The sequence below is a fragment of the Leucobacter fengyongliangi genome (genome assembly GCF_052386045.1).
Genome location: NZ_CM126356.1, coordinates 2513887 through 2537795, shown reverse-complemented (window position 1 = coordinate 2537795; position 23909 = coordinate 2513887). Strand labels below are relative to the sequence as shown.

General features: G+C 66.5%; 22 protein-coding genes. 18 read left to right on the top strand and 4 right to left on the bottom strand.

Translation table 11 applies throughout. From position 1 onward, the window contains the following. Nucleotides 1-94 precede the first annotated feature (94 nt). From ACTNFK_RS11960 to ACTNFK_RS11945, 4 genes are all read left to right on the top strand, one after another. Nucleotides 95-1357, top strand: a complete 1263-nt coding sequence (locus ACTNFK_RS11960) for a Bcr/CflA family efflux MFS transporter (protein WP_435936602.1) — start codon at nucleotides 95-97, stop codon at nucleotides 1355-1357. Between the two features lie 56 nt (nucleotides 1358-1413). Continuing rightward, nucleotides 1414-2817, top strand: coding sequence for an FAD-binding oxidoreductase (locus tag ACTNFK_RS11955; protein ID WP_435936601.1), 1404 nt, complete (start codon nucleotides 1414-1416; stop codon nucleotides 2815-2817). Nucleotides 2818-2821: 4 nt separating this feature from the next. Then, nucleotides 2822-3340 carry an RpiB/LacA/LacB family sugar-phosphate isomerase gene (locus tag ACTNFK_RS11950; RefSeq protein ID WP_435936600.1) on the top strand — a complete coding sequence of 173 codons (519 nt, stop codon included), beginning with the start codon at nucleotides 2822-2824 and terminating at the stop codon, nucleotides 3338-3340. Between the two features lie 68 nt (nucleotides 3341-3408). Next, on the top strand, nucleotides 3409-4323 hold the full coding sequence (locus tag ACTNFK_RS11945; protein WP_435936599.1) for an NADP-dependent oxidoreductase: 915 nt from the start codon (nucleotides 3409-3411) through the stop codon (nucleotides 4321-4323). Between the two features lie 97 nt (nucleotides 4324-4420). On the opposite strand, the gene ACTNFK_RS11940 is transcribed toward ACTNFK_RS11945, so the two are convergent. Further along, nucleotides 4421-5797 (bottom strand): NADP-dependent succinic semialdehyde dehydrogenase, encoded by a 1377-nt coding sequence (locus tag ACTNFK_RS11940; protein ID WP_435936598.1) that lies wholly within the window; start codon nucleotides 5795-5797, stop codon nucleotides 4421-4423. A gap of 162 nt (nucleotides 5798-5959) precedes the next feature. Between ACTNFK_RS11940 and ACTNFK_RS11935 the strand changes: the two genes are divergently transcribed. From ACTNFK_RS11935 to ACTNFK_RS11885, 11 genes are all read left to right on the top strand, one after another. Next, complete coding sequence (locus tag ACTNFK_RS11935) at nucleotides 5960-6664, top strand: GntR family transcriptional regulator (protein WP_445117166.1); 705 nt, start codon at nucleotides 5960-5962, stop codon at nucleotides 6662-6664. Then, nucleotides 6661-7668, top strand: a complete 1008-nt coding sequence (locus ACTNFK_RS11930; protein WP_435936596.1) for an ornithine cyclodeaminase family protein — start codon at nucleotides 6661-6663, stop codon at nucleotides 7666-7668. The genes ACTNFK_RS11935 and ACTNFK_RS11930 overlap by 4 nt, the downstream gene beginning before the upstream one ends. A gap of 92 nt (nucleotides 7669-7760) precedes the next feature. Continuing rightward, the gene (locus tag ACTNFK_RS11925; RefSeq protein ID WP_435936595.1) at nucleotides 7761-8780 is read left to right on the top strand and encodes a dihydrodipicolinate synthase family protein; all 1020 of its coding nucleotides are present in this window, start codon (nucleotides 7761-7763) and stop codon (nucleotides 8778-8780) included. A gap of 67 nt (nucleotides 8781-8847) precedes the next feature. Beyond that, complete coding sequence (locus ACTNFK_RS11920) at nucleotides 8848-9597, top strand: SDR family NAD(P)-dependent oxidoreductase (RefSeq protein ID WP_435936594.1); 750 nt, start codon at nucleotides 8848-8850, stop codon at nucleotides 9595-9597. Nucleotides 9598-9691: 94 nt separating this feature from the next. Then, nucleotides 9692-10456, top strand: coding sequence for an SDR family NAD(P)-dependent oxidoreductase (locus tag ACTNFK_RS11915; protein ID WP_435936593.1), 765 nt, complete (start codon nucleotides 9692-9694; stop codon nucleotides 10454-10456). Between the two features lie 59 nt (nucleotides 10457-10515). Continuing rightward, nucleotides 10516-11796: a Bcr/CflA family efflux MFS transporter gene (locus ACTNFK_RS11910; RefSeq protein WP_435936592.1), complete on the top strand. Its 1281-nt coding sequence runs from the start codon at nucleotides 10516-10518 to the stop codon at nucleotides 11794-11796. 23 nt (nucleotides 11797-11819) lie between these two features. Then, nucleotides 11820-12587 carry a cyclase family protein gene (locus ACTNFK_RS11905; RefSeq protein WP_435936591.1) on the top strand — a complete coding sequence of 256 codons (768 nt, stop codon included), beginning with the start codon at nucleotides 11820-11822 and terminating at the stop codon, nucleotides 12585-12587. 8 nt (nucleotides 12588-12595) lie between these two features. Further along, nucleotides 12596-13573 carry a fumarylacetoacetate hydrolase family protein gene (locus ACTNFK_RS11900; RefSeq protein ID WP_435936590.1) on the top strand — a complete coding sequence of 326 codons (978 nt, stop codon included), beginning with the start codon at nucleotides 12596-12598 and terminating at the stop codon, nucleotides 13571-13573. A gap of 118 nt (nucleotides 13574-13691) precedes the next feature. Continuing rightward, nucleotides 13692-13985: a putative quinol monooxygenase gene (locus tag ACTNFK_RS11895; protein ID WP_435936589.1), complete on the top strand. Its 294-nt coding sequence runs from the start codon at nucleotides 13692-13694 to the stop codon at nucleotides 13983-13985. A 1-nt stretch (nucleotide 13986) separates the two neighbouring features. After that, nucleotides 13987-14955, top strand: a complete 969-nt coding sequence (locus ACTNFK_RS11890; protein WP_435936588.1) for a fumarylacetoacetate hydrolase family protein — start codon at nucleotides 13987-13989, stop codon at nucleotides 14953-14955. Further along, nucleotides 14952-15980, top strand: a complete 1029-nt coding sequence (locus ACTNFK_RS11885; RefSeq protein ID WP_435936587.1) for a LysR family transcriptional regulator — start codon at nucleotides 14952-14954, stop codon at nucleotides 15978-15980. Before ACTNFK_RS11890 ends, ACTNFK_RS11885 begins: the two co-directional genes overlap by 4 nt. A 59-nt stretch (nucleotides 15981-16039) precedes the next feature. Here the strand turns inward: ACTNFK_RS11885 and ACTNFK_RS11880 are convergent, their stop codons facing one another. Next, entirely contained in the window at nucleotides 16040-16825 is a 786-nt protein-coding gene (locus tag ACTNFK_RS11880; protein WP_435936586.1) for an SDR family NAD(P)-dependent oxidoreductase, read from the bottom strand. A 252-nt stretch (nucleotides 16826-17077) separates the two neighbouring features. Between ACTNFK_RS11880 and ACTNFK_RS11875 the strand changes: the two genes are divergently transcribed. Genes ACTNFK_RS11875 through ACTNFK_RS11865 form a run of 3 tightly spaced genes read left to right on the top strand, consistent with a single transcriptional unit; the run spans nucleotide 17078 to nucleotide 20823 of the window. Further along, entirely contained in the window at nucleotides 17078-18205 is a 1128-nt protein-coding gene (locus ACTNFK_RS11875; protein WP_435936585.1) for a sugar ABC transporter substrate-binding protein, read from the top strand. Continuing rightward, nucleotides 18206-19807 carry a sugar ABC transporter ATP-binding protein gene (locus ACTNFK_RS11870; RefSeq protein ID WP_435936584.1) on the top strand — a complete coding sequence of 534 codons (1602 nt, stop codon included), beginning with the start codon at nucleotides 18206-18208 and terminating at the stop codon, nucleotides 19805-19807. After that, nucleotides 19804-20823 (top strand): ABC transporter permease, encoded by a 1020-nt coding sequence (locus tag ACTNFK_RS11865; RefSeq protein WP_435936583.1) that lies wholly within the window; start codon nucleotides 19804-19806, stop codon nucleotides 20821-20823. Before ACTNFK_RS11870 ends, ACTNFK_RS11865 begins: the two co-directional genes overlap by 4 nt. A 75-nt stretch (nucleotides 20824-20898) precedes the next feature. On the opposite strand, the gene ACTNFK_RS11860 is transcribed toward ACTNFK_RS11865, so the two are convergent. Together ACTNFK_RS11860 and ACTNFK_RS11855 are read right to left on the bottom strand one after the other, a co-directional pair. Beyond that, the gene (locus tag ACTNFK_RS11860) at nucleotides 20899-21633 is read right to left on the bottom strand and encodes a DUF1345 domain-containing protein (RefSeq protein ID WP_435936582.1); all 735 of its coding nucleotides are present in this window, start codon (nucleotides 21631-21633) and stop codon (nucleotides 20899-20901) included. Then, nucleotides 21630-23807, bottom strand: coding sequence for a bifunctional lysylphosphatidylglycerol flippase/synthetase MprF (locus tag ACTNFK_RS11855; protein WP_435936581.1), 2178 nt, complete (start codon nucleotides 23805-23807; stop codon nucleotides 21630-21632). Before ACTNFK_RS11855 ends, ACTNFK_RS11860 begins: the two co-directional genes overlap by 4 nt. Nucleotides 23808-23909: the final 102 nt, after the last annotated feature.

Here is a 23909-nt window from a genome sequence, read left to right as displayed (position 1 = left end):
GTTATAGACGCGGCGACGATGGTAGCCATTGCGGAGAAGAGGGGGTAGGAATACCCGATCGCTCCGAGAATGGGCATGACGCGGAGGAGTCGCAATGACAGCACAGATTCGGGGCATCGCTCCCCCTCGCGGGCTCACCACCCCGGTGCTCCTCGCACTCGGCATGGTGGCGATCCTCGGCCCGCTCGGTTCTGACGTCTTCCTTCCCGGGCTCCCCGTCATGTCGGAATCGCTGGGTTCGACGGCCGAGCAGTTGCAGCTGACGTTGAGCGCGTTCACCATCGGGCTCGCGCTCGGCCAGCTGGTCGCGGGCCCGCTCTCCGACGCCGTCGGCCGCCGTACGCCCTTGCTTCTCGGCACGGCGGCAGCCGCGATCGGCGGTGTCGGAGCGGCGCTTTCGCCGAGCCTGCCGCTGCTCGTGCTCGCGTGCCTCGTCATGGGCTTGGGAACCTCGTTCGGCGCAGGCATCACGCGTGCGATGATCAGCGATCTCGCGGCAGGTCCCGATCAGCTGACTCGCGGTTTCGCGCTCCTCAACACTCTCGGTGGCATCGGCCCGGTCATCGCACCGCTGCTCGGCGTCGCCTTCATGGCGCTCTGGGGGTGGAGGGGCATCTTCGCGGGGTACGCCGCGGTCTGCCTGCTCTCGCTCCTCGCAGCCCTGTACCGGGCACCCGAATCGCTCGCGAGAGAGGTGCGCGTGACCGGCGGGCTGCGCGTCATCCCGTCGACCGTGGCGCGTGCCTTCCGCTCACGTCCGTTCCTCTGCGGCGCCTTCGTGGCCTGGTTCGGTTTCGCCGCTTCGTGGGCCTACATCGCGGGTTCCTCGTACATCGTGCAGACCGTGCTCGGCTTCGACGCGACGGTCTACGCCATCACCTTCGCCGTCAACGGCATCGGTCTCATGGCCGCGGGCTTCATCGTCGCGCGCCTGGCTGCGCGGCTGACCGATCAGCAGATCATTCCCATCGGACTGGGGCTGCTGAGCCTCGGCTCATTGCTCGTCGGTGCGAGCGCGATCGTTTCCGAAAACGGTGGATCGCCGTCGCCATGGTTGGTGCTGCCCGGCCTGTTCTGCTTCGCCTCGGCGATCGCCTTCTATCTGGGACCCGCGATGGGTCTCGCCGTTCGCGAGCTGCGCAGCACGGCCGGCACGGCGCTCGCGCTCGTCGGCGCGGTACAGTTTCTCGTCGCCTCGATCATCTCTCCCCTCACCGCGCTCGGCGGCGGTGCGAGTCTCGCGCCCTTCGCGATTCTCGTCGCGGCCGCGACCGTCGCGGCCTGGCTCTCGTGGATGATCCTGCGCGATGGTAGCCATCAGTCACTCAGCCTGGCCTCGCGAAACCGCGAGTCATAGGCTCGGAGCCACATACGCGGCGGTGCTGCCGTGCCCGAATCTCAAGGAGTTCGAAGATGACCCTTTCGACCGATCAGTTCGACGGCAGGCTCGTGCTGCCGGCTGAGGCCGATTTCGAAGAAGCCGTACTCGGCCGCGTGTTCAACGGGCGCCGCCCAGATCGTCGCCCCGACGCGGTGCTGCTGGCTGCCAGCGAGCAGGATGTCGCCGCAGGCGTGAGACTCGCGAACGAACAGGGCTGGACGGTCGCGGTGCGCTCCGGCGGCCACGCCTGGGCGGCATGGAGCGTGCGCGACGGCGGGCTGCTCATCGATCTCGGCGCACTGAACACCATCAGCTACGACGAGGCGACGGAGATCGTCAGTGCCGGGCCGGCGACGAAGGGCGGCGACCAGCTGTCGCCGTTCCTCGAAGAGCGCGGTCGGTTCTTCAACGGCGGCCACTGCCCCTCGGTCGGCATCGGCGGCTTCCTGCTGCAGGGCGGGCAGGGCTGGAATCAGCGCGGCTGGGGATGGGCGGCCGAGTCGGTCGTCGCCGTCGACGTGGTCACCGCGGAAGGCGAGCTGGTGCGGGCCGATGCTGATCAGAACAGCGACCTGTACTGGGCCGCGCGCGGCGCGGGCCCCTCGTTCCCAGGCATCGTGGTGCGGTTCCACATTCGCACCCGCCCCAAATTCGGCTTCCTCGGGCACACCGTGCATGCGTACGAGCTCGAGGATTTCGCCGAGGTCATGACCTGGCTCTACCGGGCGCATCATGAGATCTCGACGAATGTCGAGATCGTCGCGGTCTGCACCCCGACCCCGCTGCCAGGCGGTGAGACCCGCCGCGTGTTCCTGGTGACGGGTGTCGCATTCGAGGACGACCACGAATCGGCGAGGGCCGCGCTCGCTCCGTTCAACGAGTGCCCGGTCATCGACCGCGCGATCTTCGTGATGGACTGCGCCGAGTCGAGCCTCGCCGAGCATCGCGCTCAGCAGGAGCTGCAGAACCCCGAGCACGCGCAGTACATCTGCGACAACCTCTGGGTCGACGGCGAGAACACCCCCGAGGGCATCGCCGCGATGGTCGAGGGGATCCGCCCGCTGTTCACGACGAACCCGACGGAGAAGGGTTTCGCCATCTGGATGAGCAACGCCCCGATGCGGCGCGAGCTGCCCGACATGGCGTTCTCGCTGCAGACCGAGGCGTACGTCGCGAGCTACACCGTGTACGACGACCCCTCTGATTATCAGCGCAACCGCGACTGGTTGAACGAGGTCATGGCGCATGCGCAGCCCGTGACCGCCGGCCAGTATCTGGGCGACAGCGATTTCACGAATCGCCAGCTCAAGTTCATGGCCGACGACAACTACGCGCGTCTGCAGCGGATCATCGCCGATCGCGACCCCGACGGGCGCTTCGCACGGTACCTTGCGAAAGATCCCGCCACTTTGAACAAGAACCATTGGGAGCTCTGAGAATATGACACGTATTCACTTCGCCGCCGACCACGGCGGGTACGAACTGGCGCGAGCGCTGGAGCAGCGTGCGACCGCTGCCGGGCACGAGGTCGTCTGGCACGGCGCCGATGCGCTCGACCCGGGCGACGACTACCCGGTGTTCGCCGTGCGCGTCGGCAAGTCGGTGGTCGAGGATCAGGACGCTGGAATCGACGCGTTCGCGGTACTGGTCGTCGGCGAACCCTTGGCGGGAGTCGTCGCCGCGAACAAGATCAACGGCGCGCGGGCCATCACGACGAGTTCTCCGAATGAGGCGATGTCCGCGCGCCGCATCATCGACGCCAACGTGCTCGTACTGGGCGGTGCAGCTTGGGAGGAGCAGGCCTGGTTCTCGATCGCGGCGTTCGTTCGCACCGGGCTCGACCACGTCGTCGAGCACGGCCGACGAATTCTGCAGATCGAGGAGTACGAGAATTCTGGCACCATTGAAGGCTGGGCGGTGCAGCTCGAACCCGAGCAGATCGCCCGTCATTTCGATTGACCATTGCGGTGGGCGCCTGCCTGCCGCGTGGTCGCGAGAACACGAAGCCGAGAGTATACGGAGCGACGATGACCCGAGTAGTGCAGTACGACGAAGTAGGCGGCCCCGAGGTGCTTCGCATTCGCGAGGTGCAGACGCCCGATCCCGGTGAGGGCAAGGTCGCGGTTCGGGTGCGCGCTGCGGGCATCAACCCCTTCGACGCGAAGATGCGCAGCGGGTTCTTCCCCGTCGAGACCCCGTTCCCGCGGCGTCTCGGGTCAGACCTCGCAGGCACGGTGACCGCCGTGGGCCAGGGCGCGACCTACTGGGACGGCACCCCGGTCGCAGTCGGCGATGACGTGCTCGGGCACGGCGCCGGTGCCCTGGCCGAGCAGGTCGTGGTGCGTGCCGAGAACCTGACGCGCCGCCCAGAGGGCCTTTCGATCGAGGCTGCGGGCAGCCTGCACGTGCCGGGCCTCACAGCGGTGTCGGTGCTGCACACCGTTTCGGTCGGTGCGGGTGACACTGTGCTCGTCGGTGGTGGATCAGGGGCGGTCGGTTTCCTGGTGGCCCAGCTCGCTGCGGCGACGGGTGCGCAGGTGATCGCGACCGCGAACCCGCGCAACCATGAAATGCTGCGTTCGGCAGGGGTGATCCCTGTGGCCTATGGCGAGGGCCTCGCCGACCGCGTGCGCGAACTCGGCCAGGTGACTGCGGTGTACGACTGCCACGGCCGGGAGGCGCTGGACGCCGGGGTGGTGCTCGGGGTTCCCGTCGATCGTATGGCGGCGATCGCGGCGTATGCGGCGATCGAGGAGCTCGGCGTGTTGAACGTCGAGCGCGGCTCGCGCACCACGCAGAATCTCGCGTCGATCGCCGAGCAGGTGGCGGACGGCAGCCTGGTCTTCCCGATCGCGCAGACGTTCCCGCTCGATTCGGTGGTGGAAGCATTCCAGGCGTTGGAGACCTCGCACGCGCCGGGCAAGATCGTTGTTGCCCCGTAGTCTTGCTGACACGGCTGAGTTTCGAAACGAACGGGGTCAGTCACACTCTTCGAAAAGAGGACGACCGACCCCGTTCGTGTGATGAGTGGGGTTAGGCTCAGGCCTTCCAAACCGTCTTCAGGTTGCAGAACTCGCGGATGCCCGCGGCGGCGAGCTCGCGGCCGACGCCCGAATCCTTCACTCCTCCGAAGGGCAGCTCGGGATGCGAGGCGGTCATGCCGTTGACGAAGACGGCGCCCGCGTCGAGATGGTCGACGAACCACTCCTGCTCATCGGCGTCGGCGGTCCACACCGACGAGCTGAGCCCGAAAGTCGTGCCGTTGGCGAGACGGAGCGCGTCTTCGCGACTCTCTGCCCGGTAGACCGTCGCCACGGGCCCGAACGCCTCCTCGAGGTAGAGTCGCATCTCGGGAGTGATGCCCTCGAGAACGGTCGGGGTGTAAAACCAGCCGTCACGGTCAGGCGCGGATCCGCCCGCGAGCACGTTCGCACCCTTCTCGATTGCGTCGGCTACCTGCTCGGCGAGTTCGTCGCGCCCCGACTCGGTGGCGAGCGGGCCTACGTCGGTCGTCTCGTCGAATGGGTCGCCCACCTTCAGCGCCGCGACTTTCTCGGAGAACAGGCGCGTGAACTCGTCGTAGACGTCGGTGTGCACGATGAAGCGCTTGGCTGCGATGCACGACTGGCCGTTGTTCTGGTTGCGCGCGGTGACCGCGACGGTCGTGGCCCGGTCGAGATCGGCGCTCGGCAGCACGACGAACGGGTCGGAACCGCCGAGCTCGAGCACCACGTGCTTCACCTCCGAGCCGGCGATCGACGCGAACGACCGCCCGGCGGGCTCGGAACCGGTGAGCGTTGCGGCCTTCACCCGGTTGTCGCGCAGCACGCGCTCGACCTGCGCCGCGGGGATGAGCAGCGTATGGAAGGCGCCGGTCGGGAAGCCGGCTCGCTCGAAGAGGGTGTCGAGGTACAGGGCCGACTGCGGCACGTTCGACGCATGCTTGAGCAGCCCGGTATTTCCGGCCATGAGTGCGGGCCCGGCGAAGCGCAGCACCTGCCACAGCGGGTAGTTCCACGGCATGACGGCGAGTACAACGCCGATGGGTGCGTAGCGGGTGCCCGCTGCACTCGCCCCCACCGCGGTGGGATCCGCGAGCGGCTCCGGTGCGAGAAATTCTGCGGCGCGATCCGCGTAGAAACGCAGGCCCTTCGCGGACTTGAATACCTCGGCGCGCGCGCCGGCGATCGGGCGCCCCATCTCGAGGGTGATGAGTCGGGCGAGTTTCTCGACGTCCTCTTCGAGCAGGTCTGCTGCAGCTCGCATCCATATCGCCCGCTGCGCAAAGTTGGTGGATCGCAACGCTTCGTAGGCGTTCTGCGCTCCGACGATGCGGCGTTCGACCTCCTCCTCGCTGTGGGCCTCGAAGGTCCGTTCTGTCTGCCCGGTGAATGGGTTGATCGTCGCGATGGCCATGGGTGCGCTCCTTCTTCGGAATACAGTGCGTCTCCGCGAGCGTACGACGATGCGGGCCGTTCTTCCATCGAGAATCGCGATGACTGGCATGGCCCCGGACCGCTAGTTCGGTATTCGATAATCGATAATCCTTGGGGCATGGCAGTTCTGCAACCCCGAAGAATGACCGACGCCGTCGTGCGCGAGCTGCGCGATCGCATCGTCCGCGGTGCGCTCGCACCCGGCGCGCGCATCGACATCAACGAGATCGCTGCAGAGCTCGGGGTGAGCCAGACCCCGGTGCGCGAGGCGATTCTGCAGCTCGAGGGTCTCGGCATGGTGCGCCGTCAGCCCTATCGCGGCACGGTGGTCATGGGCATCGACCCGAACCGGCTCGAAGAGGTCACCGCGCTGCGCATCGACCTCGAAGGCCGTGCGACCGCGCTCGGGGTGCCGCGGCTCTCCGACGTGGATCTCGCTCGCATGCGCGAGCTCCACGCGGCACTCGAATCGCAGTCGCCGCTCGGCGCGGCGGCGAGTGCGGGCGGCGAAGTCGACGCGTCGGATCGATTCAACCGCATCAACCGCGAGTTCCACGGAGTCATCTACGCTGCGGCCGACTCGCCGAGCCTCGTCAGGCTCATCGGCGTGCTGCAGGACGAGGCCGACCTGATTCGCCTGCGTGTCGACATGCAGAAGCCGACGGCGCACGAGTTCCACGCCAAGATACTCGCCGCAGCGGAGCGACGCGACGCGCGGGCTGCGTGCGAGGCGACGAGGCGCCACCTGCTCGAATCGTTCTTCGCCATCCGTGGCGAAGCGATCGTGCCCGAGGGCGGGATCCTCGCGGATGTGCTCCGCGAGCTGGGGATGGAGACGACACGATGAGTGAAGACGCGTTCAACGCGGAGCCGCCGACGCTGTTCCTGACGGACGCCGATGTCGAGGCGCTGGCCGACTGGGAGAGCGCGATCGAGGCGCTGCGCGAGGCGTACCGCAGGCCCGACGACATCGGTGCGACCCCCGAGCGCGCGGTCGCGGTGACCGCCGCCGGATGGCAGCGGGTGATGCCGTCTGCGCCCCCGGGCGCCAGATTCGCCGGTTCGAAGACGATCGCCGCGTCGATGCGCAACGGTCTCGCGAGCTATCTCATCACGCTCTTCGACCAGCGGGATTCGCGGCTCGCTGCCCTCATCGACGGCAATCGCATCACCGGCATTCGCACCGCGGCGACGGCCGCTGCGGCGCTCACCGCCCTGCTTCCCGCGCGGCGGGCGACGGCGGCCGTGGTCGGCTCGGGCTTCGAAGCGAGAGCGCAACTGCGTGCCGCCGCGCGGGTGGCGGATATCGCCGAGGCGCGCGTCACGAGCCCCACAGCGGCGAACCGCGAGCGCTTCGCCGCGGAGCTCTCCGAGGAGCTCGGCATCACGATCACATCGGTCGCAAGCGCGGAGGATGCGGTGCGCGGGGCGAACCTCGTGCTGTGCGCGGCGCGCTCGCGAGACGAATCGCCGACCGTGCGGTCGGAATGGGTCGCCGACGACGCGACCATCGTCTCGGTCGGTTCGACCACCAGGTCGCAGCGCGAGCTCGACCCGGCGATCATCGGGCGTGCCGCGATCGTCATCGCCGACGCGCCCGCCGAGGTGGTGCACGACAGCGGCGACATGATCGCGGCGCGCGAGGCGGGCGTCGACATCGATGCCATCACCGTGTCGCTGCACGATCTTCTCGGCGGCCGCGTCGAGCGGCCCGAGCACGGCATCGCCGTCTACAAGTCGACCGGCAGTGGCTTTCAAGACATCGTGATCGCCGAGATGCTCTACGAACTCGCGGTGGAACGAGGCGTCGGCACGCCACTGCCCGTAGGCATCCTCACCATCCGCAAATAGCGACCGTGCCGCGGGCCGCTGCACCGCGATCCAGCTGGCGAACCCGGCGGCGCGGGCAGCAACCCACAGGCACCGAAAGGAAAGAGACGATCTTGGCCGATTACACGAAATCCGAGGCCCGCGACTGGGCCCGCGAACGACTCGTCGGAGCGGTGAACTGCACCATTCCCTCGTTCACGAGCGACCTGAGATCGCTCAGCGAACTCGGCATCCGCCACGACGTGCGCCTCGCCAAGCAGCACGGTTTCGTGGGCAGCCTGGGTGTCTCGGAGGTGAGCATAACTCTGCCCGAGTACTTGCGGTTCCTCGAGATCATGAAGGACGAGGCCGGGGACGACCTCGTCATCGTGCACCACGCCAGCTGGAGCGATCTCGAGCAGAACATCGAGGCGGTGAAGGGAGCGGAGGCGGCCGGTGCCGAACTCGTGCTGCTCTCGTACCCGCCGAACTTCTACCCGCAGTCGGAGCAGGAGATCTACGATTACACGAAGGCGGTGTGCGACGCCACGAACCTCGCCGTGATCCTGTTCCCGATGTTCCTGTGGGGCTTCAGCAACCGCATTCACCCGTCCGATATCCCGGCCCGGCTGATTCGCCGCTTGCTCGACGACGTGCCGAACATCGCAGTCATCAAGGCCGAGGGCGGGTTCCCGAGCATCATGGGCATCATCGAGGCGTACCGGCTGTTCGGCGACGAGGTCGTCATCTCGTGCCCCATCGAGGGTGAGCTGCTGCCGCTCGGGCAGCTGATGCCGATTCAGTTCTCGGCGACCAGCGATCACGAGTTCTGGGGCCCCACGATTCCCGAGGCGATGCGGCTCTTGCGCGAAGAAAAGTTCGACGAGGTGACCGAGCTGTACTGGAAGATGCACCCGGCGCGCAAAGCGAAGAGCGCGGTGTCGCAGCAGCTCAACGGCGGCAACTTCATCAACCGGCAGCTGTGGAAGTTTCAGGGCTGGCTGCGCGGCTACAACGGCGGCCCGCTTCGCCTGCCGACCCAGCGCATCCACGACCCGCAGATGAACCAGCTGCGCCAGGGGCTCATCGCCTCGGGCTTCGCACCGAGCATGGATTCCTTCGCCGACTTCTTCGTCGGCCGAAACCCGGAGTGAGCGCGGCGGCCGGCCCGGATGGCCGACCCGTGCACCGCAGATTCCCAGTACTCGAAGGAGAGGGCAAATGAACGAGGTAGAAATGAACGAGGTAGATCGAGCGCGCGCGCCCCGCGTTGCCATCGTGACGGGCGGCGCCCGCGGCATCGGCGCGGCCATCGCCGAACGCCTGGTCGCCGACGGGATGCGGGTGGCGAGCCTCGACATTCTGCAGCCCGAGCGGCCGCGGGCCGGAATCGCCGACGTGCCCTGCGACCTCGGCGACCCTGCCGCGGTGGCGGGCGCCGTCGACCGGGTGCGTGACGAACTCGGCCAGGCCCTGGTCGTGGTGCACTGCGCCGCCTACCAGGTGATCGCGCCGTTCGAGCAGCTCGACGCGCTCGAGTGGCAGCGCACGTTCCGCATCAACGTCGACGGGGCGTTCCACCTCGTGCAGGCGGCATTGCCAGACCTGCGCGCGGCGGGGTGGGGGCGCATCGTGATGATCACCTCATCGAGTCAGTTCACGCCGCCGCCGCAGATGACTCACTACGTCGCGAGCAAGGGTGCGCTGACCGGCATGGTGCGGGCGCTCGCCACGGAGCTCGGCCCGCTGGGCATCACCGTCAACGCGGTGGCTCCGGGGCTGACCGCTACCGAGCACGCGCTGGTGGACGTGCCCGAGGCGCATTTCGCCGCCGTGCGCTCGCGCCAGGCGATCCCCCGCACGGGTCTGCCGGACGACATCGCGGCGGTGGTCTCGTTCGCCGTCTCGGACGACATCGGCTTCATGACCGGTCAGACGTTGCTCGTCGACGGCGGCGAGGGCCGCATCTGAGTTGAACGCCGGCAGCAGATACCAGGCATAGCCCGATCAGCTGAGCTCAAGGCAGCGCTGCCCGGCACGATGGAAGCACTCGAGGAGGAGAATTATGGGACGTTATGACGGCAAGGTCGTGCTCATCAGTGGTATCGGCGCGGGCATGGGCAAGCAGGCCGCGAAGCGATTCGCGGAAGAGGGCGCAAAGGTCGTCGGGTGCGACCTGCATGCCGCCGCGCTCGACGGGGTGGTGGCAGAGATCAGGGCTGAGGGCGGCGAGATCTCCGGGTTCACGGTCGACGCGGGCGACCCGCAGCAGGTGTCGCAGTGGATCGACGACGCCGTCGAGACGTACGGGGCGGTCGACGTCCTCTACAACAATGCTGGCTGGCAGGCACCGTTCCGCACGATCGACGAGATGCCGATCGAGGATTGGCAGAAGAACATCAACCTCGAGCTCAATCTCGTCTTCTACGCCGTGCACTACGCGTGGCCGCACCTGAAGGCCTCCCGCGGCGTAATCATCAACATCGGCTCGATCGCGGGCATCCGCGGCGTCGAGTTCATTCCGCAGAACGTGCACGGTGCGGCGAAGGGCGGCGTGATCAATCTCACGCAGCAGCTCGCCGTCGAGGGCGGGCCGTTCGGCATTCGCGCGGTGTGCATCTCGCCCGGATTCATCGAGACCGAGGCCACCGCGTTCCTCGTCAACGACCCCCCGCAGCCGCTGAAGGAGACCTGGGATCGCATCCCGATGCGTCGTGTGGGGCGCCCGGACGACATCGTGAACGCCGCGCTGTTCCTCGCCTCCGACGATGCGTCGTGGATCACGGGCGTCAACCTGGTCGTTGATGGCGGCGGCTCGGTGCTCGGCTAGCCACAGCTCTGCGAAGCACCCGGTTGCGGGCCCGCAGAAGAAAAAGAGGAAGTTGACTCATGTCGCCGAAACGCCTGAGCGCGCCGAGCGCGCCGGCGATGAACGCCGCGCTGCCGGGAGGCATGATCGCCGCGGTGCTCGCGCTCACGCTGATGGGGCCGTTCACGAGCGACGGGATGCTGCCGGCACTGCCGGCGCTCGCCGCCGAGTTCGGAGCCGGTGCCGACCGGGTGCAGCTGACCATCACGGCAGCGACGTTCGGCGTGGCGATCGGGCAGCTCCTGCTCGGTACGCTCTCCGACGCGCTGGGGCGACGCGGTCTGCTGCTCGCGGGCGGGGTCGGTATGGTGCTCGCCTCTGTTCTGGGCGCGGTCTCGACCTCGCTTCCTGTGCTCATCCTCGCGTGCGGCCTGCTCGGGCTGACGAGCGCCGCGGGCCTCGCCCTCGGGCGGGCGGTGCTCTCCGACCGGCTGAGCCGTGGCCCGCTCACGCGCGCGTACTCGCTGTGGGGCGCGGTCGTCGGCGTCGCACCGATCGTCGCCGCCGTCGGCGGCGCGCAACTGCTGACCTTCACCGGGTGGCGGTCGATCTTCTGGGCATTCGCGCTGCTCGCGCTGGTCACGCTCGCGCTGACGCTCTTCGGCCTGCCCGAGACGCTGCCGCCCGAGAGGCGCGCGGCGACCTCGGTGCGCAGCTTCGTCGGCAGCCTCGCCGCGGTGATCCGCTCCCGCCTCTTCGTCGCCTCCTCCCTCATCGCCGGCTTGGGGTTCGCTTCGGTGTTCGCCTACGTCTCGGCGTCGCCGTTCATCCTGCAGACGATGCTGGGGTTCAGCCCCGCCATGTTCTCGCTCGTGCTCGCGGCCGATGGCGTCGGCCTGATGATCGCGAGCGCGATCGCTGCGAAACTCGCTCTCAGGGTCGAGCCCACGAGGCTCATCTCGATCGGCCTGACCATCGCCTCACTCGGCGCCCTAGTAGCGCTCTACGCGGTCGCGGCAGACGCGGTGAACGCGTTCACCATGATCGCCTCGATGCTGCTCGTCGGCGGCAGCATGGGATTCGTCTTCGGCGCCGCCACCTCGCTCGCTCTGCTCGAGCTCGGGCACCTCGCCGGGACGGCGCTCGCGGTGATGGGGGCCCTGCAGTTCGTGTTCGCCGGTATTGCGGCACCGCTCGTCGGCGTGGCGGGCGATCGCAGTGCCGGCCCCTACGCGTTCGTGGTGACCGCGACCGTGGTCGGTTCGTGGATCGCCCTCGCGTACGCCGCCAGATCTCTGAACGGCAGATGGCATGCATCTGCGGGAGCGGGTGTCGCCGCCGCCGCCGAACGCGAAGGATAGAGGCACCGAGCGAAGGAGCCCCTATGCGATTCATCGACCTCTCGATGCCACTCGACGATGTCATCCCCGTCGATCCACCGTTCTTGCGGCCGAAGATCGAGTACAAGGATCACATCGACGGGCTGAAAGATATGTACGCGATGTACGGGATCGAGCCCGAGCAGTTGCCCGATGGCCAGGGGCTCGCGGCCGAAACCGTCACGATCACGACGCACGCGGGCACGCATGTGGATGCGCCGTGGCACTACCACCCCACCATGAACGGCGGCGAGCGCGCCTGGACGATCGACGAGGTGCCGCTCGACTGGTTCTTCAGGCCCGGGGTGAAACTCGATCTGCGGCACCTGCCGAACGGTCACCTGGTCGCGCCCGCCGACATCGATGAGGCGCTGGAGAAGATCGGCTACGAGCTGCAGCCCTTCGACATCGTGCTCATGCACACCGTCGCCTCGGCCGCCTACGGGCGCGACGATTACATCGACACCGGCATCGGCTTCGGCCGCGAGGCGACCCTGCACCTGACCGGCAAGGGCGTCAGAGTCGTCGGTACCGACGCGTGGGGCTGGGACCTGCCGGTCAGCATCAACCGGCAGCTCTTCGAGGAGACCGGCGATCCGTCGATCGTGTGGGAGGGGCACAAGGCCGGTGCCGATGTCGGCTACTGTCAGATCGAGAAGCTGCAGGGCCTCGATGCGCTGCCGGATTCCGGCTTCACCGTCGCATGCTTCCCGGCCAAGGTGCGCGGCGCCTCGGCCGGATGGACCCGCGCCGTCGCCCTGATCGAGGAGTAGGCGGAGATATGCGTATCGCACGCTGGGAGCACCGCGGCGTCGTGCACGAGGGGCTCGTGCACGACGGCAGGGTCGTCGCCTTTCCCGAGGGCATCACGGTCGCATCGCTGCTGGCCTCAGGGCTGGATGCGGCACTCGCGCTCGGCAGGCGCGTCATCGCCTCCTCGGAAGGGGAAGAGCCCTCCGTCGAGACGGTGCGGCTGCTCGCCCCGCTCGTACCGGCTTCGATTCGGGACTTCGTCGCCTTCGAGGAGCACGTCGAGGGGGTCGCCGTGTCGGTCGACGGCAAGGGCGGAGTGCCGGAGGCCTGGTATCAGTACCCGACCTTCTACTTCACGAATCCTCATTCAGTGCTCGGTCCCGGCGACAGCGTCACGCCGCCTCAGACCGAGGCGCTCGACTTCGAGCTCGAGGTCGCCGCGGTCATCGGCGCCGCACCGCGCGGCGGAGCGAACCTCAGCCCTGCCGAGGGCGCCGCGGCGATCTTCGGGTACACCATCATGAACGACTGGTCTGCTCGCGACGTGCAGTCGCGCGAGATGCAGGTGCGTCTCGGCCCGGCCAAGGGGAAGGACTTCGGCACCACGCTCGGCCCCTGGATCGTCACGGCAGACGAGTTCGACGACCTCGTCGACGAAGAGGGGTTCCTGCCGCTCGAGCTCGAAGCTCTGATCAACGGAGAACTGGTCGGCCACGACCTCTTCTCGAACATGGGCTGGCCGTTCGGCGAACTCGTCGCCTACGCATCGCGGAACTCGCGGGTCGTGCCCGGAGACGTGCTCGGGTCGGGAACGGCCGGCAATGGCGGCTGCCTCGGAGAGCTCTGGGGCCGCAACGGCTCGCGCACACCCGCGCCGCTGCGCGAGGGCGACACGGTGACGCTTCGCATCGAACGCATCGGCGAGCTGAGCGGCGCCGTCGGTGCGACGGTGGAGGTGCCGGAGATCCCGCCGGCGCGTGCGCGCTCGCGCGCCCGCAGCCGCTGACCGGCGATCGCGGCGATAGGAACCATCGCTCCCGGTCGGTAGTCGGAACCCGGCTACGGTCGTAGCGTGTGAGATGCCGGGAACAACCCGACGAAGAAGTCAGAGAAAGGAACCCGAAATGGCTTTCGTTTGCAGCGCCACCTGGATCGCCAACGCCGGTGAGGAGGAGACCGTTCGCGCGGCCCTCGAGAAGCTCTCGCCCGCCTCGCGCGAGGAGCCCGGAAACCTCTACTACCAGGCCTACCAGAGCCCCGAGGAACCGAACGTGTTCCGCATCTTCGAGGTCTACACCGACGAAGACGCGTTCAAGAAGCACGGCACCTACCCGCACTTCGAGCAGTGGGCGCTCGGCCAGGCGATCCCGGCGCTCGAGACCCGTCAGCGCGACTTCTACGAGACCCTGGACTTCTAAGATGGCGCAGTACGCGCGCTACGTCGAGTCGAACGGCATCGTCCACACCGGGCGGGTGCAGCACGGCAGGCTGCAAGACATTCCGGGCGATCCCGAGATCCTCGACCTGTTGAACGCCGACGAGCAGGTGCGTCGCGATCTCGACCTGCGCGCCGGGCGCATGCAGAAGCTGCCGATCGAGAATGCACGGCTCGCCGTGCCGGTGCAGCCCCGCGCGATGCGCGACTTCCTCGTGTTCGAAGCGCACATCGCGGGCATGAAGAAGACCGAGGGAGGCGACGGCAGCGTGCCGCCCGCATGGTACGAGGCCCCCCAGTTCCTGTTCATGAACCCGTGGTCGGTGGTGCCGAGCGGCGCCGACATACCCATGCCGCCGTTCACGCAGAAGCTCGACTTCGAGCTCGAAGTCGCAATGATCGTCAAGCACACCGTGCGCGACGTGCCCATCGAAGAGGCCCACGAGCACATCGCCGGCTTCTGCCTGCTCAACGACTGGAGCGCACGAGACGTTCAGGGGCGCGAGATGAGCGTCGGTCTCGGGCCCTCGAAGGGCAAGGACTTCGCGAACACGCTCGGGCCGTGGATCACGACCCCCGACGAGCTCGAGCAGTACCGGGAAGGCGATCGGTACGCGCTCGACATGTCGGTTGCGATCAATGGCGAGGTCGTCGGCACCGACAACCTGCGCAACATGTCGTGGTCGTTCGAAGAGATGCTCGTGCACGCCTCGCGCGACGCATGGGTCGGTGCGGGCGACGTGCTCGCGACCGGCACCGCCTCGCAGGGCGCACTGTCCGAGCGCTGGGCGCGCGCCGGCGGCGAGCTCGTGATCCCGCCGCTGCAGGTCGGCGATGTCGTCACGATGACGGTTCAAGGGCTCGGCACGATCGAGAACCGCATCGTGGAGCAGGCGAGCCCGGGCCATACCGCGCCGCCCGCCCGCCGCACCTACGGGCCCGACCGCCTGTGATCCCTGCCCGCCCGAGCCAGGCCCTGGAGCCCGGCTATGCTGGAGACGATACGCAGGGAAGCGGGATCGCCAGTATGGACGAACTACGGGGCATCGACATCAACCTCATCGTGGTGCTCGACGCTGTGCTCGAAGAGCGCAACCTCACTCGGGCGGGCGAGGCGATCGGCATGACCCAGCCCGCGGTCAGCAGCTCGGTCGCCAAGCTGCGCACGATCATCGGCGACCCCCTGCTCGTACGGTCCGGCCGCAGCTTCGAACTGACCGAGCGCGCGAGAAAGCTTCAGCCGTTCGTTCGCGAAGCCGTGAACCAGGTGGGCCGCACCTTCAATCTGAGGCCCATGTTCGATCCGCTCACCAGCGATCGGCAGTTCCGCATCGCCGCATCGGATTACGCGCTCTCGGTGATGACGGCGCCGCTGCTGCGGGTGCTCGCCGAGGAGGCGCCGAACGCCTCGGTGGAATTCGACTCGCTGGTCGAGGTCGATCCGGTCGATCTGCTGCGCAAAGACGTCGTGGTCGCATCGGCGAACCGCGGGGTGCCGGGGAAGCGCCAGTCGCTGTTCTCCGATACCTTCGTCTGCCTGGTGAGCGCCGACCACCCCCGATTGAAAGACGATGAGTTCACGCTCGAAGACCTCGCCGCGATGCCCTACATCGACGTCACCTTCTCCGAAGACGTCATCATGGTGGCGAACGACGCGCTCGTGGAAGCGGGGGTGACTCCGCGCGTCGCGATGCAGGTGCCCGGCTTCCTGCCCGTTCCGTACATGATCGAGGGAACGGAGATGTACGGCTTTGTGCCGGCCCGCGTCGCGGAGATCTTCTCGGCCCGTCTCGGGCTCACGGTCGCGAAGACGCCGCTGAGTCATCGCACGCTGGTGGAAGCGGTGCACTGGCACCCGTCGAAGAACGATGACCCGGCGCTGCGCTGGCTGGTCGGCATTCTGCGCAAGACCGCGGAGCGCGTCGAGTTCGAGACCGCCGACGCGGAGGGAGTCGACGCGGAGGGCGCCGACGCCTGAGATCGACGTGCGACGGCGCTGCATGAGCGCGAGCCCCTGTGCGGGGACGCGATCCACTGTCAGTCGCTCACCACGGTTCCGCCGTCGACGATGAGGTTCTGACCGGTGGTGAACCCCCCGGCTGCGGAAGCGAGATAGAGCACCGTGCCGGCGACGTGCGACGGTTCGCCGAACCTGCGCATCGGGGTCTTGCGCAGACGCTCGTCGCGGCCGGCGCCCTCCGTGATCGGTTTCGCGAACTCGGTCGCGATCACACCCGGGGAGATGGCGTTGACCCGCACACCGGTCGCCCCCCACTGCACGGCGAGGTTGCGCGCGAGCTGAGCGTTCGCCGCCTTGGTGACACCGTACAGGCCGATGTGCGAGTTGCCGCGCACTCCCGACAGGCTCGACATGATGATGAACGAGCCGCTGCCGCGCTGCGCCATCTGCGGGATCGTGAGATTCGCGAGGCGGATCACGCTGCGCACGTGGATATCGATCATCCGGTCGAGCTGCTCGTCGGTGCTGGTCGTGTGCGGGCCGGTGTCGAGCGCCGCGCCGGCGTTGCAGAAGACGGTATCGATGCGGCCGTATCGGTCCAACGTGGTCTCGACGAGGCTCGTCAGCTCTTCGAGCGACGTCACGTCGCAGACGGCTCCCTCGATCGGCAGCCCGCGTGCCGCGATCGTCGCGGCGACCTCGGCCGGTCGTTCGCCCGCGAGCCCGCTGAGCACCGTTCGCGCACCGGCCGAGGCCAAGAGCTCGGCGCTCGCCAAACCCAGACCCGAGGTCGCCCCGGTCACGAGAGCCACGGTTCCGTCGAGCGAGAAGAGCTCGGCGGCGGTCGGTTGCGTCATCGTCATGCCACCCAAGCTAACCGGCGTGGCAGATGCGGGCATACCCGCGAACGAAATGGCAGGCATCTATGAATGGCGGTGTTGCCACACATGCGTTGCGTCGATGGCTTCCATCGTCGTGCCATGCTGGTCAAGGTGGGGCGTGAGCGTCTTGACTAATGGCACGGCTCCCGCACCGGAGCCATACGGCAGCGCGGCCGAACCGATCGCAGCGCTGTCGTCGATAACAGGAGGCAAGTTGTGATGAAGACTAAGGCCGTGGCATCGATTTCAGCGATGCTGCTCGCCGCTCTCGCTCTCACCAGCTGCAGCAGCGGTACCGACGATTCGACTGGCGCGGAGGATTCCGGCAGTAACAACTCGATTAGTGCCTCGGCGCAGGAGGCGCTCGATCGCGCGTTCGAGGGTGTCGGATCCGACTTGAGTGATCTCGAAGCGACAGAGGTCGAAGAAGACCTGACGTTCTACGTGATGTCATGCGGTGAGCAGAACCCGACGTGTGCGGCTCCGGCTGCGGCCATGATCGAGGCTGCTGAAGCCGCGGGCTGGAATGCCAACCTCGTCGATGGAAAGCTTAACCCCGAAGGCTTTGCAACTGCGATCCGCCAGGCCATTGCCGGCGGCGCAGATGTTCTCGTGCCTGTGGGTATCGGCTGCGGTGCCGCGGCTGCCGCCTTCCAGGAAGCGGCGGCCGCTGGAGTCACCATCATCGGTGGCGGTGGCGTCGATGACTGCGATCCAAAGGTGTGGGATTCCGAGCGACTGTGGCTGCCCGACATGCCGCCGTTCTTCTACACCTTCGGTGAGCTGATGGCCGATTATGCGTATGGCAAGAATGACGGTGACGTGAAGGCGGTCGTGATCAACAGCACGACCAACGTGTGGGGTCCGTGGATCACTGAGAGCTTCGAAACCCAGCTCGGCGAACTCGGAGGTGGCGATGTTCTCGAAGTGGTTGATATCTCTGATCCTGAGACCGCCGACAATTCCTACCTGCAGAAGGTCACGAGCGCGCTGCTCGCGAACCCAGATGCAAACACGCTCATCGTGCCGACCGACGGGTACCTGGTCACCGGCCTCGCGACGGCGATCGAGCAGTCGGGCATGGCGGATCAGCTGACGGTCATTGGTGCCTTCGGTAGTGAGGGAGCTCTCGACATGATACGAAACGGACAACCGGGCATCACGGCAACTGTTGCTCTGGGAACCTCGTGGGAGGCCTGGGGCTCGATCGACACCGCTATCCGCATCCGCAACGGTCAGGAGGCCGCCTACATTGGGCAGTCGATCCAGGTGATCGATGCCGATAACAACATGCCTGAAACCGGCGGATACGAAGGATCCATCGATTTCCGTTCAAAGTTCCTCGAATCCTGGGGCAAGTAAGTGACCAACGATTCACACACTCCACTTGGGGCGACAGGCCACGGTCCATCGCCCCAAGTGGGGGCTCGGGCCCTCAGAATCGCTCACCTGAATAAGAGCTTCGCCGGTACTCGCGCACTCAACAATGTCTCGCTAGATGTGCGCCCCGGCACGGTTCACGCTTTACTCGGCGGGAATGGCTCCGGCAAAAGCACCACAATCAAGATTCTCGCTGGCGTGTACAAGGCCGACCAGGGTGAACTTGAAGTCTTTGGCAAGCAATTTAATCTGAACGATTACTCTCCTGCGACTGCTCAAGATGCAGGTCTGCGATTCGTGCATCAGGATCTTGGGCTCTTCGAAAACCTGTCGATAGAAGAGAACTTCGCCCTCGACAACGGATACCCGCGTCGTGCGGGAGGCATCGATTGGCGCGGACTTCGCTCGCAGGTCGCCAGATTGCTGGAACAGTATGAGATTGCCCATCATCCACAAACTCCGATCCGCGACCTACGACCTTCAGACCAGACCATGGTTGCGATTGCTCGAGCACTGCAGGATCAGAACGAGGCAACTGATCGAGTGCTGGTGCTTGACGAACCAACTGCGCGGCTCGCGGCGCACGAGTCAGAGCTGTTGCTCGAGCGGGTGCGTCGACGCTCAGAGATGGGCCAGACCGTCATCATCGTGAGTCACCGTCTGCGTGAAGTGCTCGCAGTTGCTGACGACTTCACGGTGTACCGAGACGGACGAGTCGCAGGGACGATTGTGGATCGCGTGCCGACGGAGGACGAACTCGTAGAAATTATGGCGGGTGGTCTTGTGAAAGCCCTCCGACCGACGGGGCACGCCGCGAACGTGCAAGGGGAGCCTGTCTTCTCTGTTGCGGGATTGCGCGGCGGGCCCATACGTGGCATTGACTTCACGGCTCATCGGGGTGAAATCCTCGGGATCACGGGTTTGGTTGGGTCGGGCCGATCCAGCGTGCTTAAAATGATCTTTGGGGAACACCGGCCGGAGAGCGGCAGCATGATGTTCTCTGGGGCTACGTTTGCGCCGCGTAACATCGGTGAGGCGATGGCAGCTGGTGTCGCGCTGGTACCTGAAGATCGGGGAGCTGAAGCAGCGTTCCCTGACATGTCTGTATCCGAGAACGTGGCGGTCGCGACCTACTCAGAGAATTGGGTCGCAGGTGCAATGCCGAGGGGGAGAGAACGTCGCATCGCGGGCGAGTTGATCGAGTCCTTTGGCGTAAAGGTAGCTGGCCCTGACGCACTATTCTCGTCGATGTCCGGAGGAAACCAACAGAAGGTCGTGATCTCGCGATGGATGCATCGGAATCCGAAGCTTCTCCTTCTCGATGAACCCACACAGGGCGTGGACGTGATGAGTCGCGCCGACATCTACGACATCATTCGACGCGCGGCAGCAGACGGTTGCACGGTGATCGTCGCTTCAAGCGATCTCAGCGAAATACACGCACTCTGCGACCGAGCTCTGGTGCTCAGTCGCGGAAAGATTTCAGATGAAGTCATCGCCGGTGATCTTGGCGTTGACGAGCTCACCAGCCTCGTACTGCGAGAAAAGACCATTCACGACGCGACAACGGAGACGCCGCAATGACCCAAACATCCACGCCACCGACGACCAATACGGTCTCTATCGCTTTGCCGCGACAGTCGCCCTGGCTGAAACTGCTCGAGGCCTACGCGCTTCCCGTCCTCACGGTACTTGTCTTCGCGTTCTTCGCATTTTTCCCGCAGTCCTCGAATGCTTTCCCCACCATTAACAACGTGAACGTCATCCTCGGCAGCCAGGCGGTAATCGCTCTGGTGGCCGTTGCGGCTTTGTTTCCGCTCATTTGCGGCTACTTTGACTTCTCCTTGGGCGCGACCGCGGCAATGAGTCAAGTGCTGTGCGCTGGGCTCATGGCCAGAGCAGGACTTCCATTGTGGCTGGTGATCATTATTTGCATCGTGGCTGGAATGGCCGTCGGTGTGATCAACGGGTTCTTCGTGACTAGGCTCGGCATGAGTCCGTTTGTCACGACACTTGGCATGGCGATGTTTATCTCGGGGTTGATGATTTGGTATACGGGAGGCCAATCGATCATTAGTGGTGTTGATCCGGCCCTTATTCGATTCGGTTCGTCTCGCCTCTTCGGTATCCCTGCGGTGTTCTTCATTACACTCGCAGTCGCGGCAGTTGCCTGGTACTTCTTTACCCACACACCCTTTGGTCGTTCGCTGTATGCCATCGGCTCGAACGCAACCGCGGCGAAGCTCGTCGGTCTTCCCGTAACGAAGAATGTCTGGTGGAGCTTCATCGTTGCAGGCACGATTGCAGGTCTAGCCGGAGTGATAGCACTTGCGCGGACGGGCAGTGGCACAGCCTCTGACGGCAACTCCTTGCTATTTCCGGCGCTCGCAGCGGTATTTTTGGGAGCGACCGCGATCCGCCCGGGTTTTTTCAACGTCGTGGGCACCATCATTGGCGCGGTGTTCGTGTCCATATCGGTCAGCGGCCTCACGCTCTCGGGAGCAAGCGGCTGGGCATCAAATGTATTCAACGGTCTCGCGTTACTCGCAGCGGTGGGCTTGTCAACGTACTTGGGTAAGCGTCACAAGGCTGGTACGTAGACTCACCCAATGGAATGGATCGCGTAAACGGCTGCCAACTGCAGTGTTCCGCGCGATCCATTCAGAGGGTTCGGTCTACCCCAGGAGCTCGATCCCAGACCCCTGCAACCCGCCGGCGATCGTGTTCATGCTGAGCACGATGATGAGCGCGTTGAAGAAGAAGCTGAATGCGCTGTGCCAGACCACGGTCCACCGCATCTTGGTGGTGGTGACCATCACGTCGCTGACCGAGAAGGAAGTGCCGTTGGAGAAGGAAAAGTAGACGAAGTCGGCAAGGCGGGGCTCATCGGTTCCAGGAAAGACGAGCGGTGGCTGGCCGGCGGCGCGCAGGTACTTGCCGTGGTACACCCGCGCATATCCCCAGTGAAACAGCGCCCACGAAACGAGCATCGTCCACACCGCCGCGAGTTCGTAGATCGCGAGGTGGTCGGGGTCGTCGCGCACGAGAATGAGGGTGAGTGCGGCAGTCAGCCCGACCGCGCTCGACGCGAACGTCACGATGAGCGAGAACCAGCGCAGCAGCGGAAACCCTGCCAGGCGACGAAACAGCGGATGGTCGTGGTCACTGAACCTGACGCTGAGGTGCATCCAGGCCGCAGTGAAGGCGAGGTAGCCCGTGCCGATCAGACACCAACCGAAGAGCCGCAGCGTCTCGTCGATCTCGTCCCCGTCGTCGATGAGTACGTAGCGGGCTCCGACCCACAGCAGGGCGATCTGCGCGATCCACCCCACGATCTCGCCGCTGAGGAACCAAAACGCATTGACTCGAGATGCCGCGCTGGCGCGGCGCGCAGCCGGCCCCTCAGTCACTGTGACCCGCCCGAGGGTGCGGCCTCGGCTGCGGGCACGCTCGCAGCGGCCGAGGCCACGAGGTCGCGGAGGGATGCGTCGGGCAGGTATGCGCGCGTCAACGCGACCGCGATGCGCGGCAGATCGCCCTCGTCACGGAAGAGCAGGTGCAGCGGCTCGGCGCGTGGGTTGAATTTCTGCTTGAAACGGTGCAACGACCTGAAACCATACAGCGGCTCGATGAGCGCACCTAGGCCGTCCAGCACGCGATCCACCGGCCCCGCCTCGGCATCCTCGGGCCGCACGAGTGGTGCCCCCGAGAGCGACACGAACTGGTAGCCCGCCTCCGCGAAATGCAGGGCAGAGGAGGCGATGAGAAACTCCATCACCGGGCCGAAGCCCCCGTCGCGTCGACGCATGAGATCGAGTGTCCAACCGTGGATCTCCCCGCCGCCCCCGTAGACCGGCAGCCACGAGGTGATTCCGTGGAGGTTGCCGTCGGCATCGACGGCGAGCCCGACGCGGGTCTCCGGATCCATCGCCTCATCCACCGTGCCGAGCGTGAAGCGCATCTCGGGCAGCCCCTTGTCGCCCGTCCACTGCTCGGAAATTGCCCGCACCTGCGCGCGTACCCCGAAGGGCTCGTCGGCGAGCTGGCACATGCGAAACTTGATCCCCTCGCGCGCGGCCCGGTTCACCGAGGTGCGCACCGGCTGCCAGCGTTTGCCGGTCAGTTCGAGGCCGGGCAGATCCACAATCGTGTCTTCGGCAACGATCACCGCGCGCCAGCCCGCGGGCCTCGCCTCGGCGGCCTCGCGACCCGCCGAGAACACGCACGGGATCAGGCCGGCCCGCTCGGAGGCCTGTGCGAACGCGGCGAGCGCCTCGGCGTGGCCGCCGTGCGAAACGACCGGATCGCCGAGCCCGATCGCGACACCCGCGTAGGCCTGGTACGCGACGACCCCAGTGGATCCCGCGCCGTTCGTGGGGCCGTCGCCCACGGGCAGGTAGCGGTTGGGCGCCCACCCGATCATCCACGAGATGGTGCCGCCGCCCAAGGTTCGGAGCCGGTCAAGTGCTGCGGTCCGGCTCAGCCCGTCGGCGGTGAGGGCACGCCGACTCGCGCGCAGCGGTACGCGGAATGCCCCACGCGCGAACACCAGCACCACCAGGAGGGCGAGCCAGAGGAGGCCCTCGGGGAGCACGAGACTCAGCGCCTCGATGGGGCTCTCGATCGTGCCCGAGTCGATCAGTGAGGGAACGAGCGCGAGGCCGACGACGACAGAGAGCGCGTTGAAGGCGGCGACGGCGATGGTGATGATCCACGCCCAGCGAAGCCCGAGCCGAATGCCGTTCGCGATGAGCGCGATGAAGATCACGTCGAGCGCGACGTCGAGCGCGTTTGCGACGGGGAAGTGCTCGCCGAGCGGCCCGTCGTAGGGGATCGCGAGGTCGATCACCTGCACCACCCCGATGGCCAGCAAGAACGCGAATGACATCACGCGCCACTCTCGAGTGCTGGGGCGGCCGGCCGGGTGGCGGAATGCGGGCAGCCACCCGCTCGCGACGAGGCCCGCCGTGATGGCGATGGCGTGCTCGAGATTCGCGAGTTGACCCATGTAGAGCACCTCAATCGCCGCCCACACGCCGAGCGCGAAGCGGGTGCGCAGGCGCCAGGGCGAGGGCAGCGTGGCGAGCACGAACGCGAGGCAGGCGAAGGCGCCAGCCGAGGGCCCCACGTCGAGCGCCTCAGACAGGCGCACCGCCCATGGCCAGCCGCTCGGGGCGACGAGCAGCAGTACGCCGGCCGCGCCGAACACGCCCACCAGGTGGCCCGCGGCGAAGAGGCCCACGGTGCGGAGGGTGCCAAAACGCCATTCGGCCCAACCCACGCCGCCGATGAGCACGGGTGCGATGAGCAGCAGCGCGATCGGCGGGCTGAGCACGAAGGGAGAGGTCGCGACCGTGAACCAGCGCCCCTCCGCGAAGGCGGGGAGGCCGGTTGCGATCCGCTCGAACCAGGGCATGGCCGCGGCGGGCGAGAGGAGCGATCCAGTCGCGATCGCGATCGCGAGGATCGCGAGAACGAGGAGCGCGGCGAATGGCACGCGCAGCGCGACCCGCGCGAGGCGGCCGACCCTGGAGGGTGCTGCAGGAGCGGGTGTGTTGGTGCGGGCGGCTGCGCTCTCAGTCATGTGGTCATTCTATGGAGGGAGTCCACCTTCGCGCCCGACCTGGGCGCATCGAGGAGGCGCAATTCCACCACCATTCGCGTGCGGGTGGTGGGATTGCGACCC

Excerpts from the sequence above, each read along its gene's own strand:
- ACTNFK_RS11895 (WP_435936589.1), top strand. The coding sequence starts at position 13,692 with ATGGCTTTCGTTTGCAGCGCCACCTGGATCGCCAACGCCGGTGAGGAG.
- ACTNFK_RS11890 (WP_435936588.1), top strand. The coding sequence starts at position 13,987 with ATGGCGCAGTACGCGCGCTACGTCGAGTCGAACGGCATCGTCCACACC.
- ACTNFK_RS11905 (WP_435936591.1), top strand. The coding sequence starts at position 11,820 with ATGCGATTCATCGACCTCTCGATGCCACTCGACGATGTCATCCCCGTC.
- ACTNFK_RS11960 (WP_435936602.1), top strand. The coding sequence starts at position 95 with ATGACAGCACAGATTCGGGGCATCGCTCCCCCTCGCGGGCTCACCACC.
- ACTNFK_RS11950 (WP_435936600.1), top strand. The coding sequence starts at position 2,822 with ATGACACGTATTCACTTCGCCGCCGACCACGGCGGGTACGAACTGGCG.
- ACTNFK_RS11935 (WP_445117166.1), top strand. The coding sequence starts at position 5,960 with ATGACCGACGCCGTCGTGCGCGAGCTGCGCGATCGCATCGTCCGCGGT.
- ACTNFK_RS11930 (WP_435936596.1), top strand. The coding sequence starts at position 6,661 with ATGAGTGAAGACGCGTTCAACGCGGAGCCGCCGACGCTGTTCCTGACG.
- ACTNFK_RS11920 (WP_435936594.1), top strand. The coding sequence starts at position 8,848 with ATGAACGAGGTAGAAATGAACGAGGTAGATCGAGCGCGCGCGCCCCGC.
- ACTNFK_RS11940 (WP_435936598.1), bottom strand. The coding sequence starts at position 5,797 with ATGGCCATCGCGACGATCAACCCATTCACCGGGCAGACAGAACGGACC.
- ACTNFK_RS11910 (WP_435936592.1), top strand. The coding sequence starts at position 10,516 with ATGTCGCCGAAACGCCTGAGCGCGCCGAGCGCGCCGGCGATGAACGCC.
- ACTNFK_RS11955 (WP_435936601.1), top strand. The coding sequence starts at position 1,414 with ATGACCCTTTCGACCGATCAGTTCGACGGCAGGCTCGTGCTGCCGGCT.
- ACTNFK_RS11880 (WP_435936586.1), bottom strand. The coding sequence starts at position 16,825 with ATGACGATGACGCAACCGACCGCCGCCGAGCTCTTCTCGCTCGACGGA.
- ACTNFK_RS11945 (WP_435936599.1), top strand. The coding sequence starts at position 3,409 with ATGACCCGAGTAGTGCAGTACGACGAAGTAGGCGGCCCCGAGGTGCTT.
- ACTNFK_RS11900 (WP_435936590.1), top strand. The coding sequence starts at position 12,596 with ATGCGTATCGCACGCTGGGAGCACCGCGGCGTCGTGCACGAGGGGCTC.
- ACTNFK_RS11865 (WP_435936583.1), top strand. The coding sequence starts at position 19,804 with ATGACCCAAACATCCACGCCACCGACGACCAATACGGTCTCTATCGCT.
- ACTNFK_RS11915 (WP_435936593.1), top strand. The coding sequence starts at position 9,692 with ATGGGACGTTATGACGGCAAGGTCGTGCTCATCAGTGGTATCGGCGCG.
- ACTNFK_RS11855 (WP_435936581.1), bottom strand. The coding sequence starts at position 23,807 with ATGACTGAGAGCGCAGCCGCCCGCACCAACACACCCGCTCCTGCAGCA.